18 protein-coding genes and 1 pseudogene are annotated in these 17,508 nt (G+C 37.7%); 1 reads left to right on the top strand and 18 read right to left on the bottom strand.

Annotated features, from left to right (window positions below; all coding sequences use genetic code 11):
- Positions 1–30: 30 nt before the first annotated feature.
- A complete protein-coding gene (locus BFJ94_RS24870) occupies positions 31–1,473 on the bottom strand; it encodes a bifunctional folylpolyglutamate synthase/dihydrofolate synthase (RefSeq protein WP_120464999.1) in 1,443 nt (480 codons plus the stop codon).
- A 1-nt stretch (position 1,474) separates the two neighbouring features.
- Here BFJ94_RS24870 and BFJ94_RS24865 point away from each other — a divergent pair, with 1 nt between their 5' ends.
- Positions 1,475–2,668: a transposase gene (locus tag BFJ94_RS24865; protein ID WP_016311143.1), complete on the top strand. Its 1,194-nt coding sequence runs from the start codon at positions 1,475–1,477 to the stop codon at positions 2,666–2,668.
- 118 nt (positions 2,669–2,786) lie between these two features.
- Here BFJ94_RS24865 and BFJ94_RS24860 read toward each other — a convergent pair whose 3' ends face one another.
- The 17 genes and pseudogenes from BFJ94_RS24860 to BFJ94_RS24780 all read right to left on the bottom strand — a co-directional run bounded on the left by BFJ94_RS24860 (position 2,787) and on the right by BFJ94_RS24780 (position 17,327).
- Complete coding sequence (locus BFJ94_RS24860; protein ID WP_120464998.1) at positions 2,787–3,299, bottom strand: hypothetical protein; 513 nt, start codon at positions 3,297–3,299, stop codon at positions 2,787–2,789.
- 32 nt (positions 3,300–3,331) lie between these two features.
- Complete coding sequence (locus tag BFJ94_RS24855) at positions 3,332–4,735, bottom strand: circularly permuted type 2 ATP-grasp protein (RefSeq protein ID WP_162944397.1); 1,404 nt, start codon at positions 4,733–4,735, stop codon at positions 3,332–3,334.
- Positions 4,736–4,765: 30 nt separating this feature from the next.
- Positions 4,766–6,220, bottom strand: a complete 1,455-nt coding sequence (locus BFJ94_RS24850) for a gamma-glutamyltransferase family protein (RefSeq protein ID WP_229717249.1) — start codon at positions 6,218–6,220, stop codon at positions 4,766–4,768.
- A gap of 74 nt (positions 6,221–6,294) precedes the next feature.
- On the bottom strand, positions 6,295–7,590 hold the full coding sequence (locus tag BFJ94_RS24845; RefSeq protein ID WP_120464995.1) for a bifunctional folylpolyglutamate synthase/dihydrofolate synthase: 1,296 nt from the start codon (positions 7,588–7,590) through the stop codon (positions 6,295–6,297).
- Positions 7,591–7,636: 46 nt separating this feature from the next.
- On the bottom strand, positions 7,637–8,632 hold the full coding sequence (locus BFJ94_RS24840) for a hypothetical protein (protein WP_120464994.1): 996 nt from the start codon (positions 8,630–8,632) through the stop codon (positions 7,637–7,639).
- A 28-nt stretch (positions 8,633–8,660) separates the two neighbouring features.
- On the bottom strand, positions 8,661–9,155 hold the full coding sequence (locus BFJ94_RS24835) for an NUDIX domain-containing protein (RefSeq protein WP_120464993.1): 495 nt from the start codon (positions 9,153–9,155) through the stop codon (positions 8,661–8,663).
- A 22-nt stretch (positions 9,156–9,177) separates the two neighbouring features.
- Positions 9,178–9,972 (bottom strand): dihydropteroate synthase, encoded by a 795-nt coding sequence (folP, locus tag BFJ94_RS24830; RefSeq protein ID WP_162944396.1) that lies wholly within the window; start codon positions 9,970–9,972, stop codon positions 9,178–9,180.
- Positions 9,959–10,186, bottom strand: coding sequence for a dihydroneopterin aldolase (locus BFJ94_RS26255; RefSeq protein WP_369126915.1), 228 nt, complete (start codon positions 10,184–10,186; stop codon positions 9,959–9,961). Before BFJ94_RS26255 ends, folP begins: the two co-directional genes overlap by 14 nt.
- A gap of 119 nt (positions 10,187–10,305) precedes the next feature.
- The gene (locus BFJ94_RS24820) at positions 10,306–11,607 is read right to left on the bottom strand and encodes an IS1380 family transposase (RefSeq protein ID WP_120463466.1); all 1,302 of its coding nucleotides are present in this window, start codon (positions 11,605–11,607) and stop codon (positions 10,306–10,308) included.
- A 91-nt stretch (positions 11,608–11,698) separates the two neighbouring features.
- The gene (locus tag BFJ94_RS26250) at positions 11,699–11,917 is read right to left on the bottom strand and encodes a dihydroneopterin aldolase (protein WP_120464990.1); all 219 of its coding nucleotides are present in this window, start codon (positions 11,915–11,917) and stop codon (positions 11,699–11,701) included.
- A gap of 176 nt (positions 11,918–12,093) precedes the next feature.
- Positions 12,094–12,341, bottom strand: a pseudogene (locus BFJ94_RS26010) (transposase domain-containing protein); the annotation flags it as partial.
- 212 nt (positions 12,342–12,553) lie between these two features.
- Positions 12,554–12,865 carry an IS66 family insertion sequence element accessory protein TnpB gene (tnpB, locus tag BFJ94_RS26245; RefSeq protein ID WP_120464989.1) on the bottom strand — a complete coding sequence of 104 codons (312 nt, stop codon included), beginning with the start codon at positions 12,863–12,865 and terminating at the stop codon, positions 12,554–12,556.
- Positions 12,859–13,194, bottom strand: a complete 336-nt coding sequence (gene tnpA / locus BFJ94_RS24800; RefSeq protein ID WP_120464988.1) for an IS66 family insertion sequence element accessory protein TnpA — start codon at positions 13,192–13,194, stop codon at positions 12,859–12,861. The genes tnpB and tnpA overlap by 7 nt, the downstream gene beginning before the upstream one ends.
- Positions 13,195–14,258: 1,064 nt before the next feature.
- Positions 14,259–14,966: an FAD-dependent thymidylate synthase gene (gene thyX, locus BFJ94_RS24795; RefSeq protein ID WP_120464987.1), complete on the bottom strand. Its 708-nt coding sequence runs from the start codon at positions 14,964–14,966 to the stop codon at positions 14,259–14,261.
- Positions 14,967–15,027: 61 nt separating this feature from the next.
- Complete coding sequence (locus BFJ94_RS24790; RefSeq protein WP_120464986.1) at positions 15,028–16,242, bottom strand: MFS transporter; 1,215 nt, start codon at positions 16,240–16,242, stop codon at positions 15,028–15,030.
- A gap of 80 nt (positions 16,243–16,322) precedes the next feature.
- Positions 16,323–16,973 (bottom strand): hypothetical protein, encoded by a 651-nt coding sequence (locus BFJ94_RS24785; protein WP_162944394.1) that lies wholly within the window; start codon positions 16,971–16,973, stop codon positions 16,323–16,325.
- 141 nt (positions 16,974–17,114) lie between these two features.
- Entirely contained in the window at positions 17,115–17,327 is a 213-nt protein-coding gene (locus BFJ94_RS24780) for a hypothetical protein (RefSeq protein WP_120464984.1), read from the bottom strand.
- Positions 17,328–17,508: the final 181 nt, after the last annotated feature.

Here is a 17,508-nt window from a genome sequence, read left to right as displayed (position 1 = left end):
TTCAGAATGGTGCGTCACACTGTAAGATGACTAATTAAGTTTTTCTTCTTTATGATTAAAGTAGTCTTTGAACTCTTTGAAGTAATACATTGATCCTGCTACACAAACAATACCGTCTACACTTGTACTGATGCTTTGTTTTATAGCCTCCTCAATAGACATACAAACTTTATAATTATCCATAAAGCTACTAATTTTCTCCGCTATCTCCTTTGGTGGCACAGCCCTGTGATAATTATAAGGTATTAAAAAGAATCTCTCGGCCAAAGGCGCCAGTACTTGAATCATTTTTTCGTTATCCTTACCTCTTAAACCACCATAAATAAATATAATCTTTTTATTCGGGAAATACTCTTTCAGTAAGCTAGCGAGCGCTTCAATACCATCGAGATTATGTGCTCCATCAAGAATGAAAACAGGATTTTTACATAAGAGTTCAACTCTTCCTGGCCATTTTGTATTTTTAAGACCATTAGCGATTGTATTCTCCGTAATTTTATAGCCCTTTTTTATCAAGACTTCAGCAGCTTCAAGAGCTACGATAGCATTTTCAATCTGATGCTTACCTAAAAGGGTTACTTCGACTCCTTTATATCCTTTATATGAAAAAATTTGTCGATCAATATTCTGTTCCATTACAATTAATTTGTTAAAATCTGGTTGTTGTAATTTGGCATTTTTAGATACACAACAATCTAAAAGTATCTTGGTAACTTCTTCACTTTGTGGGTAAAGAACTGTATCTGTATTTTCTTTAATTATCCCTGCCTTTTCTTTGGCTATATCAATGATCGAGTTCCCAAAATAATTTGTATGATCTAAGCTTATTTTTGTAATAACAGCTACTTCAGGAGAACTTATAACGTTGGTAGGATCCATTTTTCCTCCACATCCAGTCTCTAATACAACTACATCACATTGCATTTTATTAAAGTATTGAAGTGCCATTGTAGTGAGAAATTGTGCGATTGTAGGAGCCTCCAATCCCTCAAGAACCATTTGCTCTACAGCATATTTTGTTAATCCTGCAATTTCAGAAAAATCTTGATCAGCTATTTCTACATTGTTAATTTTTATTCTTTCATTCCATCTTTCTATATGAGGTGATGTGAATAAACCAACCCTGTAATTAGACGAGGATAATATATTACTAATATAATTAGCAGTTGAACCTTTTCCATTAGTACCTGCGATATGAATGAATTTTAAATTATTATGTGGGTTTCTAAGTTTGCCCAAAATAGTTTCCATATATTCTCTTCGATGTTGTGAAATATTAGTACTCAATTGAGAAATGTAATTCAAAGCTTCATCATATCTCATAAGAACCCTCACCTTACTTATTTGAGCGTTTTGCAGTAATCTGAGGCCTTGAGCCGTAAGGATTTTCGGACATAAAAAAGGGACTTCACCCCAACTTGGAGAAGTTTTCAAGTGACCAAACCCAAAAACCTCAAGGATGGAGGAAGTCACTTTGTATATTCTCCAAGAATGTCTGTTTTCCTTCGAAGAACTTTTAAAAATTCAACCCAAGGAGAGATTGCCGATCTTCTTCAGTTCTCTCGATCTGAGACCGTATGCCAAGGAACTGAGAAGCCGTTCACCCCGAGGCGCTGAGGGATACTGCAGACAAGGTATTCTACGAGCACTCTTGGCTGCGCCGCTTGAAGGAATAAGTACCTTTTCAGGGTTGCATAAGCGTTTGGATACGGATCTCCGGTTTCGTTATCAGTGTGGTCTTCCGCTGGATCGAGAAGCTCCTTCCATATCCACATTAAGCCGAGTTTTCTCAGAACTGACGAGAAAGGACTTGGCAAAACGGCTTTTTGAGGATTTGGTCACACGCTGTCAGCAGGAAGGTATCATAGAAGGCAGTAACGTCGCCATAGACAGCGCCGCTCTCCGCGCTTACGAGAAAAAGCAGCCCAAACGCAAAAGCGAGCAAACGGGTAATGCGAACTGGGGCGCAAAAATTGATTCCTTCGGCAATAAAATCACATGGTTTGGTTACAAAATTCATCTGGCGGTCGATACGAAAAGTGAATTGCCGATCGCCTTGGAAGTAACGCCGGCGCATGTCAATGATGGAGAAATGGCGCCGGGCCTGATCGAGAAAACAGCGTCCAGGACGAGCACACGATTTTTCATACTCGATGCGGGCTACGACCAAATGAAAGTTTATGAGGCCGCCCGCAACGTCAAGGCACAAGCCATCATTCCCCTTAATCTGCGGGGGGAGAAGGAACCGCCTGCTGGCATGACCTCGAACGGAACACCGTGCTGTTCCATGGGTTATGCGATGACATACTGGGGAGTTGACGGCGATATGCATAAATTTCGCTGCCCGCATGCCACGGGTAAAGTCGACTGTCCGCTTGGCATGGCTGCCTGCTCGTCTTCAAACTATGGAATGGTCGTCAAAGTAAATGCGAAGGATGATCTCCGGCGATACAGCATCCCTCATCGGGATACAAAGCGTTGGAAGGAACTTTACAATGAACGAACCAGCGTAGAACGCTGCAACTCCCGATTGAAAACCTATTTGACGGCAGACGCCGCACATGTCCGGGGCATTCAGAAAGTCACAACTCACCAGTATTTGAATGCCATTGTTCTGCTTGCATCTGCGCTCGCCGTTTCTCATCATTCAAAACGGGCTGCCGCTTAAAAAACGAGCTGTTCTAAAATTCTGCAAGTCTGCCCTTTTCTTCACCCATATAATACCATTTTCGAAAATTACCCCTTAACGACAGTGAATATGCTATCGCTTCTTCTCTGAAACGGAATTATGCAAAACACTCATTTAGTTGAATAACATTTTCTATATGCATATAAGGTACATCTCTTGAAATAATACCGATGACAGCATTTAAATACTTTTTTATATTCTGAAGAATTTTAATAAAATTCAAATCAAGCTCTTCCTCAGAAACATTTTTAAGATATTCAATAGCTGAATGCAATTCATTATAAACTTCGATGTTAATTGTGCCGCTTGAAAACTCCTTGCATATATAAAGGGAATTTAATAAAGATTTCGGATTACTAAGATCTCTAACAATGAAATTCTTTATTGCAACTGAATTACTTCGGTCTTTGATATTATTACTCAACCAATCTTTCTGAACTTCTAATCTTTCAAGTAATAGCATCCACCATTGATAATCAGTATTTTTATAATTACTTAGATCATTTTGAATAAAATAAGTGATAATCGAGTCAATATCACTACTAATTTTTGATGCTTGCCATCCTAAGAAAAAAATTTTGACAGCTTTGCTTTTGGTCATTAAATCCATAAATATGCACCGTCCTTCTTTACCGATATTATTTAAGGTTCTTGCACCCAAATATCCTTTACTTTTCCACCACTTGACATATTAACAATTCGACTTGAAGGTGAAGAACATCTACAGCTTCCACCTTTCATCACTTTAACACTATTATCTCTATCAATTGTTCCAAACATTCTTAGGTCAGAAAAGACAGGACTCAACACATCTTTTTCTTTATCCCATTTTACAAATTGATTAAAGTTTATTACCTCTTGAGCTATATACTCTTTAGGGTTAGAAATTATAATTTCCTTCCATTCTTCGATCTTCTCTTTACTCGCTTCAGGGCCGATTAATACTTGTTTTCCACCGACACCAGACCTACTCTTAATAACATACTTATCTATATTTTCAAGTGCCCACTTTAAATGTTCTTCTTCTCCTAACCAATAAGTTTCAGGTTGTTTTAAAATAGCCTCCTCATTTAAATAATATTTAATTAGCTTTGGTATGTAAGCAAAAATCGCTTTGTCCGCAGGCAACATATTTCCTCTAAAAGTGACAATAGCAGTTTTACCAGTAACTAAAGCTCTAGACATTAAATCAAAAACATCTTTAAATCTTTCAGTTAATCTCAAGTAAATAACGTCAATTTTCATAAGTTTACCGTTACTTAATTTTAAATATATCTCACTATTGTTCTCGTAATGAAGATCTTCTGGGTCAGCCAATATAATATTTGTATGCTGTGCCAACAAGCGTGATTCAAAATGGTCAACCGCCCCAGGACCTCTTTGCACATAGACTATAACAGGATTATCAACATCAGATAAGGATGCTAAAGCCCTATACAAGTCCAAAGAGTACATATTGATATCAGAAATGCGATAACCATCAAATAATTCAGGAATCACTTTTTTACTAATAGATCTGAGAATCTGAGGATATCCAATTCCTGCTGGGAGACCTAAATTGTCTTCCAATACATAAGTTTCTCCTGTATCACAAGTAACCATATCAATTCCATACAAATGAGTGTAAACTTGATATTTGAACTTAAGGGACTTATTTTCTTCACATAGAAATTTACTAGTATTGATAATCTCATCGGGGACAATACTCGATCTTCCATTGTAATAATCATTCAGAAATAAGTTAAATGTTTTAGCCCTCTGTTCTATCCCCTTTTCTAATAGAGAAAATTGATCTGAAGTCAAAATTTTAGGTATCCAATCAACTGGAATATATCTTTCATCAGTAGGTTCAGGAAAATAAAAATTAGATCCATATCCCAGTAAAAATTGAACTGAGTTATTTTTCAATTCTTGATCAGCTAAATCTATTAATTTACAAAACTTACTTATTCCTAAATCATTTATATTCTTCAGTACTTGTTTATATTGAACCTTAAAGATTTCATTTTCCGATAACGCTGAAGTTAAGGTTTCATAGGTGCTCATCTGCATTTACCTCCTGTATTCTGATCTAAATTAATTACTCAAACTACTTATCATACAATGCCCATTTCTTCTGCTATCAGCCGCACCTATAAGTTGCCCTAAATTATCATCATAAATTAGCGAATTCACGCCTCCAAAAAAGAAGCTATCTTCTAATAATTCAACAATATATCCTCTATTTTCTAAATCCCCTTTAATGTCTTCATTCCCTATTTCAAGTGTGATTTTGTTTGAATTTACGTAAAAGCGAGGGAGTTTTATCGATTCTTCTATAGATAGTTTATTATTTATATAATTGATCAAAATATAACTAAGTATAATAGGAATTCGTTGACCACCAGCTGATCCAATTCCCAATAGTGTTTTATTTTTTTTTAGTATGGATGGTGCAACCAAACTAAAAGGTCTCTTTCCTGGAACCTTAGCATTAGGAGACTTTTGATCTGATGAAAAATTTCTAAGTTGATTATTAAGGAAAAAGCCTTTTACATATGTCCCCGAACCAAAAACACCACTTATGGAATTTGTTACAGACACCATCATGTTGTTCTTATCCATAATTACTATATGGGTCGTATTATTGTAATCAGCATTTTTATTTGATACATTGTTATTAAATGACTTATCCAAAGTTCTCTCGAGTAATTGTTTACAATACGAACTACTCACTAAGTAGTTCTCATCTAGATGAACGTGATTAGGATCTCCCAATAAAGACATACCTTCATAATTACAAATATTTACAATTTTACACAATAAATCAACTAGATCTGTTTCCGATGTCAGTTTAACTTCATGCTCTAAAGCCATTTCAACCATTTGAAGAATTTGAATTAGTGTGCAACCACCTGCTGGAAGTGGAGCTGAGTGTATTTCATAACCACAGAATTCGCCTGTAAGTGCTCCTTTTTCTTCCACTCTGTACTTCTTTAGATCATTTAATAATAATCCGCTAGCTTCTGATAGTTGCTCTGCAAGTTTCCCACAATAAAAGGTTTCAGCTCCTCCTGATGATATATCTTTGAGAGTCTCAGCTAATTCCAACTGTATTAAATGATCTCCTTCTCGTAGAGGGAGATTGTTAGAAAAAAAATGTTTCAATTGTTCTCTATTTAAATGAGTTGCATTTTTTAGTTGTTTTGCTAAGATTTCACCTATTGGAAATCCATATGTAGCCAGTTCAATTGAAGGTCTTAATAGTTCCTCCATACTGATAGTTCCCATTTTTTGATGAATGTGTTCCAATCCTTTAACGAATCCAGGAATACCTACATCCGATGATAATCGTTCTTCATCAAATGATGAAATCTCACGATAATTAATCATAATAGGAGCTTCATTAGGAGGACTAACCAACATTACTCCCCCTCCACCTATACCAGATGAATAAGGCTCAACTACCCCTATTGCGTAGGAAACAGCAATAGCGGCATCTATTGCATTCCCATTGTTCTCTAGGATGTTCATACCTATTTCTGTAGCCAATCGATTGGCAGAGCTTACACCATAGTAACCCGAGGAGTGTGCACGTGTCAGGGTTCATCAACCTCACTTAAAAATTACAGTGTTTCAGTATATTTTTTAGAAAAGTAATCCCTAAACTCTTTAATATAAAAAACTGAGCCAGCGACACAAACATAACTATCCGGACCTATGCCGGATATACTTTCCTTTATAGCTTCTTCAATAGAGTTACATGCTTTTACATTTTGGGAATATTTCAAACCAGTTTGTAGTAATTCTTTTGATGGTATTGCTCGAGGATGATTATGATCGATAAAGTAGATTACTTGTGCTTCTTGAGAAACTAGTTTTATCATTTCATTATTGTCTTTCCCCTCTAAACCGGCATATATGCATATTAGTTTTTTATCAGGGAAGTATTCCTTCAATGAATTAATTAGAACCTTAATTCCGTCTAGATTATGTGCTCCATCAAGTATAAAAAGAGGATCTGTATTTAAAACTTCTGTTCTTCCAGGCCAACTAACTTTCGAAATACCTTTTTTTATGTTCTCCTCAGAAATATCTATACCCATGTTATTCAATAGTTCTAAAGTTTCTAAAGCTACAACAGCATTTTCAATCTGATGTTTACCTAGTAAAGAGACCTCTATATTCTGATAGTTTTTATACGAGAATATTTGTTTATCAATATATTTCTCATTAACAATAATTTGATCGAAGTTCGGTTTGTGAACTCTAGATTTAAGTCTACTAGCAACTTTCTCAACAACTTTTTCTACCGAGATATCCTGGGGATATAATACTGTCTTAATACCCTGTTTTATTATTCCTGCCTTTTTAGCAGCCACATTCTCGATGGTATCTCCAAGATAACTATTATGGTCTAAACTAATTTTAGTAATAACTGATACTATTGTTGATTCTACAATATTGGTAGGATCAACTTCTCCCCCCATGCCAGTTTCAAGGACAACAAAGTCACAATTTTTATCTTTGAAAAATTGAAAAGCCATTGCTGTAAGAAACTCAAACATTGTGGGTTCTCCTGCACCACTTTGCATAAGCTCAATAACTTTCTGCTTTACTAGTTCGGCGACAGCTATGAATTCTTCTTCACTTATTTCTTGATTCCCTATTTTAAACCTTTCAGTCCAACGTTCAATATGAGGAGAGGTGTATATCCCCGTGATATAACCAGACTCTGCTAAAACACTACCAATATAACTCACTACAGAACCTTTTCCATTAGTACCAGCTACATGAATATATTTGATATATTTATGTGGATCACCCATTTCTTCCAGTAATTTTTGCATATATTGCAGATTTTGTTTTTTGTCGTTTCGATTGAATAATGAAATGTAATTTAAAATTGATTTATACGACATATAACCCCCCCTTATACTTTAATTTTATTTAAAGAGATAAGTCCTCTTACAATAAAGAAATTTGATCATATGGTTTTTCCAAGTCACTACTAGAGAATCTCTTCGTCATCTCTTCCCACCAATAATAGTAGGCTTTTTCTTGTTCTACTAATGACTCAGTTTGTACATCATTTTTACGAGATAACATCGCTGTAAATGGTTGAATTTCTAAAGGAATTGTTCTTAAGGGTACATTATGATGGATTTTTTGTAACTGATCTATAAAATCAGATATTTTTTTTCGGGTAACATTTCCTTTTGGACTAGTCAATGTAACATAGGCGTAAAGATCAAATCCATCTTTATGTAATCTATTGAATATATTAAACTGTGTACTAAAATCAAGATGCCTCTCCGCTGTATTAAACTTAAATGAAACGTCATCATATCCCTTAAAACAGCATGCTCTAGAGTGATTAGGGAACGTTGCCATATATTCTATTTCTTCTGGAGTAAGCACCTCCCATAATGTTTCAGTCCCTAAATTATCATCCATCCAGACATAAATTTTCCCTTTCATGTTCCGACGTTCCAACGATTGCATTGTCCACAAACACCACTCTGGAACGATATCAGGCTGTCCACCTGATAAGTCAAGAACATCTGGATAATTAGGTTCGCTTAAGTACATATCAATTAATTCATCCGTGGTAAAAAAAGAACCGTATTTAGGATTTCCCGCTAATAGTTCAAAATCAACAAAGCAGTACCAACAACGCCAATTACAAGCTGCAAGTTGAAAAACTTGTGTACGTAACTCTTCAACTGGTGGATGACCTCTAAATAACGGTTTCCGAGTCTGTTGGTTTTCCAAACTGAAATGAATAGAAAAATTTTTAAAGACTCTGACTCTCCCGTATCCTTTGCAATTCAATCGAGTATAATTATCTTCATTTTCTTTGGAATCATTCAGGCTAGCGATTAGGATTCTTTTTTCATCTTTCTTCAAAACTTTGTTTCTAAGTGTATAAATAAGTTTTTCATTATTTGTATTAAGTTCCAAATATAGCACCTCAATATATTTAATATTTTTATTTTTTATTTAAAAACCTGTGATTTTGACAAATTGATAATGCTAATTCATAGACCTTATCTTTTAATAACAAACTATAACTCCTGTCATTCATTATCTCAGTAGGTTCAGGGGGGATTTTCATTAACATGATTTTATCAGTCTCATATATTTCCTTTCTTTCATGAATCCTACTGATATCTGCAATAAATATATTTTTTGTGAATACCAACTCATTAAATTCACAAATTTTATATTGTGCAATAGTTTCAATCCCCTTTGCTTCTGCTCCTGTTTCCTCAAGTAGTTCACGTAATGCGGCTTGAATTATGCATTCGTTTTTTTCTCGTTTCCCTCCCGGAAGCTCCCACCCCCTTTTTTTATGGTGAGTAAATATAATCTGTCTATTATAAAAAGCAAATATTAGTGCACAATCTGGTTCAGAGTATAGTTCTTCTTGAGTGGTAAAAAAAATTTCTTGTCCTGGAAGCACTCCTTTAAATTCAGCAATCATATAATCGCCCCTAACCTTAAAATCAACTATAAGCTAATATTGCTTCAGTCATTTCGCAAGTCCTTTTTGTTTGAAGAACATCATGTACACGAACAACAGAAACTCCTGCTGATACACCTAATGCAACTGTACAAAGGGAACCTTCCAACCGATCAGATGGGGGCACTTTTAGGATATTACCGATAACACTTTTTCTACTTGTTCCTAAAACAACGTTGTAATCCTTAAAGTTTGAACAGTAATTTTGCAAGCCAGCAAGAATCTGCATGTTCTGAACATGAGATTTGTTAAATCCTATTCCTGGGTCTATCCATAAACGGTCTGAATCCATTCCCCTTTTGGAGCACTCAATAATTATCCTTTCAGTCCATTGATTTAAATCATCTATAACATTGTTAAAAATTGGTGTTTCATTATTATAAGTCCAAATGTATTTACAATCTGAACTTGCTATTAAAGGGATCATTTCCGGGTCCTTCATACCGCCCCAAACGTCATTAATAATACGAACACCCGCACTTATTGCCTTACTTGCAACGCTTGATTTATACGTATCAACAGAAACCGTAATTCTTTTATCTTTTCTGAACTGGGTCAGAACATCTCTTAACCGCTCCCACTCTTCGTCCGAGTGAACTTTTTCAGCTCCTGGACGGGTACTTTCTCCCCCAACATCTATAATATCTGCACCTTGAAGTATCATTGTATTTGCGCGTTCTAATGCAAGATCCACATTATAGTAAGCGCCACCATCTGAGAAAGAGTCTGGAGTGAGATTTAATATCCCCATGATGATCGTCTTTCTAATCGTTCTCACATCCCCTCATTAAGCTTCTCTCTCTAGTAAGCGTGACACTCACATTATTGAAAATGCCTGGTATTGGGGCACTTGGCTTTGAAACTGTTAAAACTACTCCTTTAACTAGACCGTATTTCTCCAATATTGAGTTAGCTATTTCATGAGCAAGTGTTTCAACCTGAATTTCGAAAGCCCATAATGGTGGCCAGTTTGTAGCAGGATTAGTAGGCAACAACTGTAATAAACAGGGAAATACCCAGTGGATTACGCGACGATTCTGAAAAGAGGGTAGTCTTTCCCCCTCCCCATAAGACAGGGCTAAACGGTTTCCATGTTAATTTGTGGTAAACGTCATTCTAAGGCAGCGACTTTGGCGGCGATACGTTGCCAGGCGCAGCGGTTCGCGAAATCTTTAGCCAGTTTCAGAACGACTTGTCGGCTATGCTGAATCATCGTAGCTGCACAGTGGAAAAACTCTAGACGGAACCGGGCAATCGTATACCCTTGATGGACCGGTTCGCAACAGTCTCGCTTGAATCTCTCGTAGAGATTGTAGGCGAGCAGCTTGATGAGCAGGTCGATTTCATTAGCGGTAAAGTCACCGGTAGCGATTCGATCGATGGAAAAGCCGCGTTTGGCTTCTTTGATATAGTTCTCCATGCAGCAACGCTGGTTGTAAAAGCGCCAAAGGTCGATCGGCTCCCACTCGAGATTGGTGACGATCGCTTCGTAATGCCAGTCCGTATCGAGGAGAAGCCGAGCTTGATCGCCGTCAAACACCTGCGCTTTACGAATCACCACAACGCGGCGCGGTTTCTTCCATGAGGTGGCTTGGTAGATCAGGGTGATCCCCTCGATGACCCAATCCTCATCGACAAACCGCTTCCAGTAGCGGCATCGCCCTACTTCGGCCTGAAGTCGCTGCGTCCATTTCAATTTCCCGACATACCCGATTCGCTTGGCTTCCCATAGGCTGTAGAAGTCTTCGCCGCCAAATCCCTTGTCAAACCGGGCGTACTTTACCGGACGGTCACCAAGCAACTCAAAGATCTGACGGAGGAAGGCGGCTGCATCGGTGGAAGCGTGCGTATTCCCAGCACGCAGTACTGCATTCAGGCACAGGCGCGACTGGCCCTCAAACGCCATCAGCGGATGGTAACTTTTACGTCCGGGTTTGTGGGGATTCGTGCCGACTGCCGCCCCCTCTTGGTGACCGTATACCGTTTCTACCGTGGAGTCTAGGTCCACGATGAGTTCAGAAGGCAGACAGGGTGCAATAATCTGCTGATTCAGCTTTCGCAAATCCAGCGTTAAGGTTGGGCGGGTCTTGCTGAGTCGATCCAGTTCCTTATACAGCAGGGTGTGATGCGGACAGCGCCCGCCGAGAAACCGCCGGATGAGCGCGTCATGTTGCAGCCTGCGGAAATGAAAGAGGCGTTCGCATCCGAGTATCCAGCCGACAATGAGATAGAGCAGGATGCGGAAAACAGGGAACAGGGAATTGCCTTGCTTGGTACAATTTAAATTCTGCAAAGCCTTACCGAGCTTGATTTTTTCGAGATATTCCAGAAAGATTTTGCTTCCTCCAACATTTGAGGCGTTTTGCAAGGTAAATTCGGTCTTGATTTTGCTGACGGGTGTGGTAGACTTCATCTAAAAGGTGCTCCTTTCTTTGTAGGTGATGTTCTGGACAAACACCATTCTACCAAAGAATTGGAGCCCTTTTCTTGTTTTTCAGACGATGTTACTTTCGAAATTCAGGTTCAATTAACTTATATGCATTCTTAGTTACTATACCCTCAATGCAACGATACACTTCTGCATAATCTATAGTTTTAAGAGGGTCATCTGTCTTTCCCGCATCTAACATTTCAAATAATAATTCAGCATCTATCTCGAAACGCTGTCCTAATGTTTGTTCTTCTAGAAATACTCCATGTTTAGCAAAAAAATGCCATTCCAGTTAATGATATTCTATCCAACAGTAAATCACCCATTTCTTACATATTTTATTTTACTATATAATAATATAGAGATCAATAAAAGGAAATATATTCCTATTGGAATAAAATTAACAATAATACTTTTATTAGGTAAGCGTCAAACAGCCCACACCTGTTCAACAAGATGAGGGCTGGGCTATGCTAGATTAGGCTTTAAATACTCTGCAGTTAACGGAAGTGACGCTGACCAAGGCAACAGGTTGTCCAATGCCTCAGGGTCTTTCGGATCTGGCAACTGCGGAAGTTGCTCTAACAGATACATGAGATACTTTAACGGATTTAGTCCAGTCTTTTTCGCTGTTTCAATTAAATTTTAGCGCTAGCTTTTGCTCCTCGAGGCGTATTTGCGAAGAGCCAGTTTTTTCTTCCAATCACAATCGTTCTTGACATAGCCATACCAAATAAGCATCCAATACCGGGAGACTTCGCTCCTGGCGGATAGTGTAACGCTCTTCGGGGGATGCTCCTTCACTTCAGTTCGCATTCAATATTAAAAAGCTGATTGCAAAATTTCTAGCCCTGCTGAGCTGTCGTTTGCCTCTTGTCCTCTGTGGGCGGTAGCGCCTTTAATGCCTCATGGTGTTTCGGTACTCACCTCATGAAGTCACTTTCGGATGAGCTTGTCGTTGACTTAGCGAAAGCCCATCAAGTAGCCAACGGAACTCGCGGCTAGTGATGGTTACAGGTTCACTGTTTTTATTGGGCCAATGAAACGTTCCTCGTTCAAGACGGCGATAGAATAGCCAAAAATCATTGTGTTCCCAATACAGAATTTTAAGTTTGTTGCGATCGCGATTGCAAAAGGCGAATAAAGAAGGTGCAAAGGGATCCAGTCCATCGATAGATTTGCGTAGATCCGTCGATCCACAAGCTAGATAGACTTGAACGGAGCTGGGTAACGTCAACATGAGACGTCATCCACATCCAATGCTTGCACAACTTCACGAAGTAGCTGTGGATTGAATCCTTCACGAAGTTCAATCTTGGCTCTTCCAATGTGGACAACAAGTGAAGAACTAGAGCATTCTATGTCTTTGGTTGTTGTAAGGGACACAAAGCGAGGAGAATGAGGAAGAGGATGTGACGTAGCATTTGGTTTTGCTTTACGTATCCAATATTTCAGTTTTTCTTTCGTAAGCGAGTGGGTTTGACACCACGCTGCCATCGTAAGGCCGCTGGTTTGATATTCGGCAATACGTACCACCCATTCTTGATAGCGTCGCTCTTTATTCGTCATGAGACAACCTCCTTGATTTAGTTACTTCATTCTCTCATGGAAGTTTAAATCGTTGAAGGTGGGCTGAGTTTGACGGTTACTTTATTGGCGATATCAAACGCAATAATTTCAAGGATCGAACCTATAGAAAGTTAGCAAGTTCCATAGCTTAGTAGACTTTGCAACAGTCTGCAGAAGGGATAAACATAAGAAATAGGAATGAAAGACTTACATTTCGAATGTTAACAGTGAAAGTATAAACCTGAAGGGGCTTTTCTGGGGTAACGTTGAATTTGCGAGGGTACTCAGAAGGTTGGAACTTTCGAAGGGCAAGAGATGTCGTGTGTCCTTCGCTTGGTCTACAAGGGAAGAACACTGTAAGGGCAAGTTAAGTCCACACTTTGAATAAGCTCGACCCCGAATCATCCTCTATTCGGACGGTTGTGATCATCTAGCGTGAACCTGGAAGGCAAATTAGCGAGTGAAGAATTCTTCGCACAATTGAGCAAAAATTAAAATTCAATGTGAACCAAACGAAAAGTACAGTGGACCGCCCGTGGAAACGAAAGTTCTTTGATTCACGTTTAGTTGGGACAAAGAAGAGCCGAAAGTTAAGATGTCGAAAAATCCATACATCGAGTAAAGACAAGGATCAAAAAAATAACCTCATGGAAAAGTCCAATGCGATATAAATATGGATAAAGGAACTAAAACAGTATCTAACAGGATGTTGTGGATAGTATAGATTGTTAGATACCACAAGAGTCTTCAAAGAACTGGCTGAATGGGTCCAAGAGGATTACGCATGTGTGTCTCTGGAAACAGTGGGAACGGCCGAGAACAGCGTACAGTGTCTCATGGGCAAAAGCATATGAATGGGGAAATGCAAGGAAGAAGTACTGCGAATTGCTTGTAGTTCGATTCATCGCACGAAATTAAAACTAGTTTACTAATTCTGTTGGACAGAAATATTGATTATTGCGGAATATTTCATCAATCGCTGTATAACGAGCGGGCTAGTACAGTGGTGTGAGGTTGGGGGCTAGGCGCCCCCTTCTACTCGATTTATATATTGTTTGAATTAATTACTTTGTTGAAATTAACTCTTCAAGGGCATTTGGATAATACTCACGACATAAACTCATTATAACTTTTGCGTATTCTTGGATTTCTAGCTGGGCATCATGAGCAAGACGTTGATTGAGAAAATGACTAACGGATTGAAGTGATGCAGTCCAATACCAACGAACATACATACCATATGACGGCAAAAACAATCGCGCTTGTTCAGCACATATTCCTGATTCCAGTGCTGCTTCATAATTCTTCATGCCTATTTCAATGTATTCCATTAACTTCTTGGTGTATACCTCTCCAAGTTCCCATGAAATGATATCTCCACTACCTTGTTTACTATTTTTGGGTTTACTCCTCCATTCAGTAGATGAAGGTATATAAAATGTAGGGTCTTCTGTAACATATCTCCTACTCGATTCGTTCCAAGCTTCAAGACTATCCCCTGTTCCTTCGTAATGAGCAGATCCAATAATGTATTTCCACCATTGTCTTGCAACCATCAGGGGTGCATATATTTCAAATTGCAGAACAGCGTGTCTAAAGGGTGACGTATGTCCCTCTCTAGCAAGAAATTGTATTAATCGTGCATCTCTATCACTAAACTCTTTAGATTCTTTAGCATAAGAGACTCTTGCTGCATTAACAATACTTAAATCTGAACCCATGTGGTCTACTAGACGAACATAACCGTTATCTAATACATTTATAATATTCATGCTATTTGCCAACCTCACTTAATTTAAAATTACTTATCTAGATATACAATGTACACTGATGTTAATTAACTTTTACAAAAGAATGCTTTCTTAAAGCTAAATATAAAGTAGCAATAACAACAGTAGCAATAACAAATAAATACTTAATGGGTAGAAATTCTGCCCATATTCCCGAAACCAACAACCCCAACGGCATGGTTAATTTCATTAACATTGATGAAGTTCCAGCTACACGGCCTAGCAAATGATTAGGTGTGACCTCCTGTCTAATAGTTGAGTATACGATATTTGACATAGTAACTCCAGAGGAACGAATAAAAAATGAAATTGCCATCATCCACCAATTACTTGAGAGAGTTACGCCAATCATTCCAATTACATCAATTAATATAGAGTGAAGAAATATTTTCCCCCTTGGGAGGAATTTTCGCAATCTAGGAGTGACTAAGGAACTAATCAACCCACCAAGTGCTGCAATACTAAAAATAAGACCAATCTGCTTCTCATTGGCTCCTAAACCATTTGCTGCATAAAAAAGTATAATTCCTATGATCAAACTATTAGCAAAATTTTTGATTAAAATTGCTATTGTCGGGGTCATTATATATTTTTCGCTATAAAGTACATAAAAGCCTTCCTTTAAATCATTCCAAAATGAATTCCTTTCTTTATGTGAGTTAACTCTTTGATCGGGTATCTTTACAAAGAGTGTGAATACTAATACGCCTAATAAACAGAATAAAAAAATAGATAAGCTTGTTATATATGAGTATGAAGCAATGATAAAACCCGCAAAACCCGGTGCAATCATAGTAATTAATGTACTGGTTAACGATATTATAGAGTTTGCATCCATCAGTTGTTCTTTGGTTAAAATTTGAGGTAGCGCAGATGTATGTGAACTCCAAAAGGTATATCCACCAAGAGATAGAAAAAAGACTAATATGTATAGCTGCCAAACCTCTACTTCATTCATAAACACAAGAGCTATGATACTTAATAAAACTAAAAATTGTATTAATGTAGTTAATATCATCATTTTTTTTCGATTAACTCGGTCTATTATCACCCCACCGAAAATACCAGCCAGAATACTTGGTAAAATATCAATTGCTCTTATTGTACTCATTGCTAAAGCAGAGCCAGTGGAATGATTTATAAATAAAGGAAGGGAAATAATATAAATTTGAAACCCAAAATTATATAGTATATTCCCAAACCATATAAACATAAAGTTATGATTGATCCATAATGATGATTTCATATTATTCTTCATTCTTCTTAATTTCCCTCTCCATCATCTCAAATCCTCCACTAATAACTATATTTTTTAATATTTTCTTTGAACAATCGATATTATGATTGTGGTTTGTTGAACGATGATGTATACAAATTTTCTAATGACGAATAGTAATTAACAAGAAAATGTGTATTGCATAATAGAAATGCCGAAGATTGCAGCGTATAAATGCTTAAGTAGAGTGTTTGCTCACCGATGGATGTTTCAACCCGATCGCCAGGAGCTATCGCTAAATAACCATTGCCACCGCTGTTCGGAAAGAAATAATGAGCATTAATAGATGAAATGCTGTACGAAAGAGACTGTAGATCATCCTTATCTGCTACACTATCCTGACCGGGACTATCCAATCCGCTTGCTCCTACGTTGCCAAAGCCCGTTTGGCCATTAGTGTCTTTGACCTGGACTTTATCATCGGCTGGTTTGGTGATGGAATTTCCGAGTAATATTCCTCCTGTACTAAACGTGTTACTGGTAGAGCGGGTGGCTGGAACGTCTGGCTGCCATTGAGGAAAAATAGAGTAGTAAAAGGCAACGGTAACAAATCCCCAAAACACCATACCTTTCAGAAGATAGCCAAAATCATTAAATTTATCCCAGAAAGCAGACCAAATAAGAAGAATAAGCAATATTAAAAATAACAGTGTTGAAGCAATCAAACCTATATATTTTCCAACATCCCAAACTTGACCCCACACTTTAATCATACTCTATGATCAAGGAAATCTATCATCTATGAATTTCGTTTTAAAATGTAATCTCTATCCATTTAAGTTCTAATTTAAAAGGTATGCTCTTTGTCTGACTATTAAATCTGGTTCTCCCCCAATAAACTCGCTCAAAATACTTTATTCTTTTTGTACTTTAAACTCATGAATAGCTCTGTTGTAATATGTATCCGATACCTTGACAAACTCTGGCGTGTATTTCCGAATTGGCCCACCATAATCCACTACCCGTTTACGTCCTTCATGGTTTTCCACAACAAAAACCCTGACTTGATGTATCGCAGCGGTTAAAAACTCTTCGTCTTCAACTAAGTTCTTAAAGATTCTTCTCATGTTCATTACTCCCACTATAAATTAATGTTTTCTTTCATTTGCTCACGTTTTCTTAGAATCTCAAACACGATGTTCTCAAGAGATGGGGATATCATGCTGTTATGACATATTTTTCTCGAGGAACCGGTGACGGGAATAAAGCCTGGAACACATTTTCCAATCTGTGGATGGTACCTATGAT

This window comes from Paenibacillus aceti, assembly GCF_003614185.1.
GTDB lineage: Bacteria > Bacillota > Bacilli > Paenibacillales > Paenibacillaceae > Fontibacillus > Fontibacillus aceti.
This window is presented reverse-complemented; position numbering and strand designations above follow the sequence as displayed.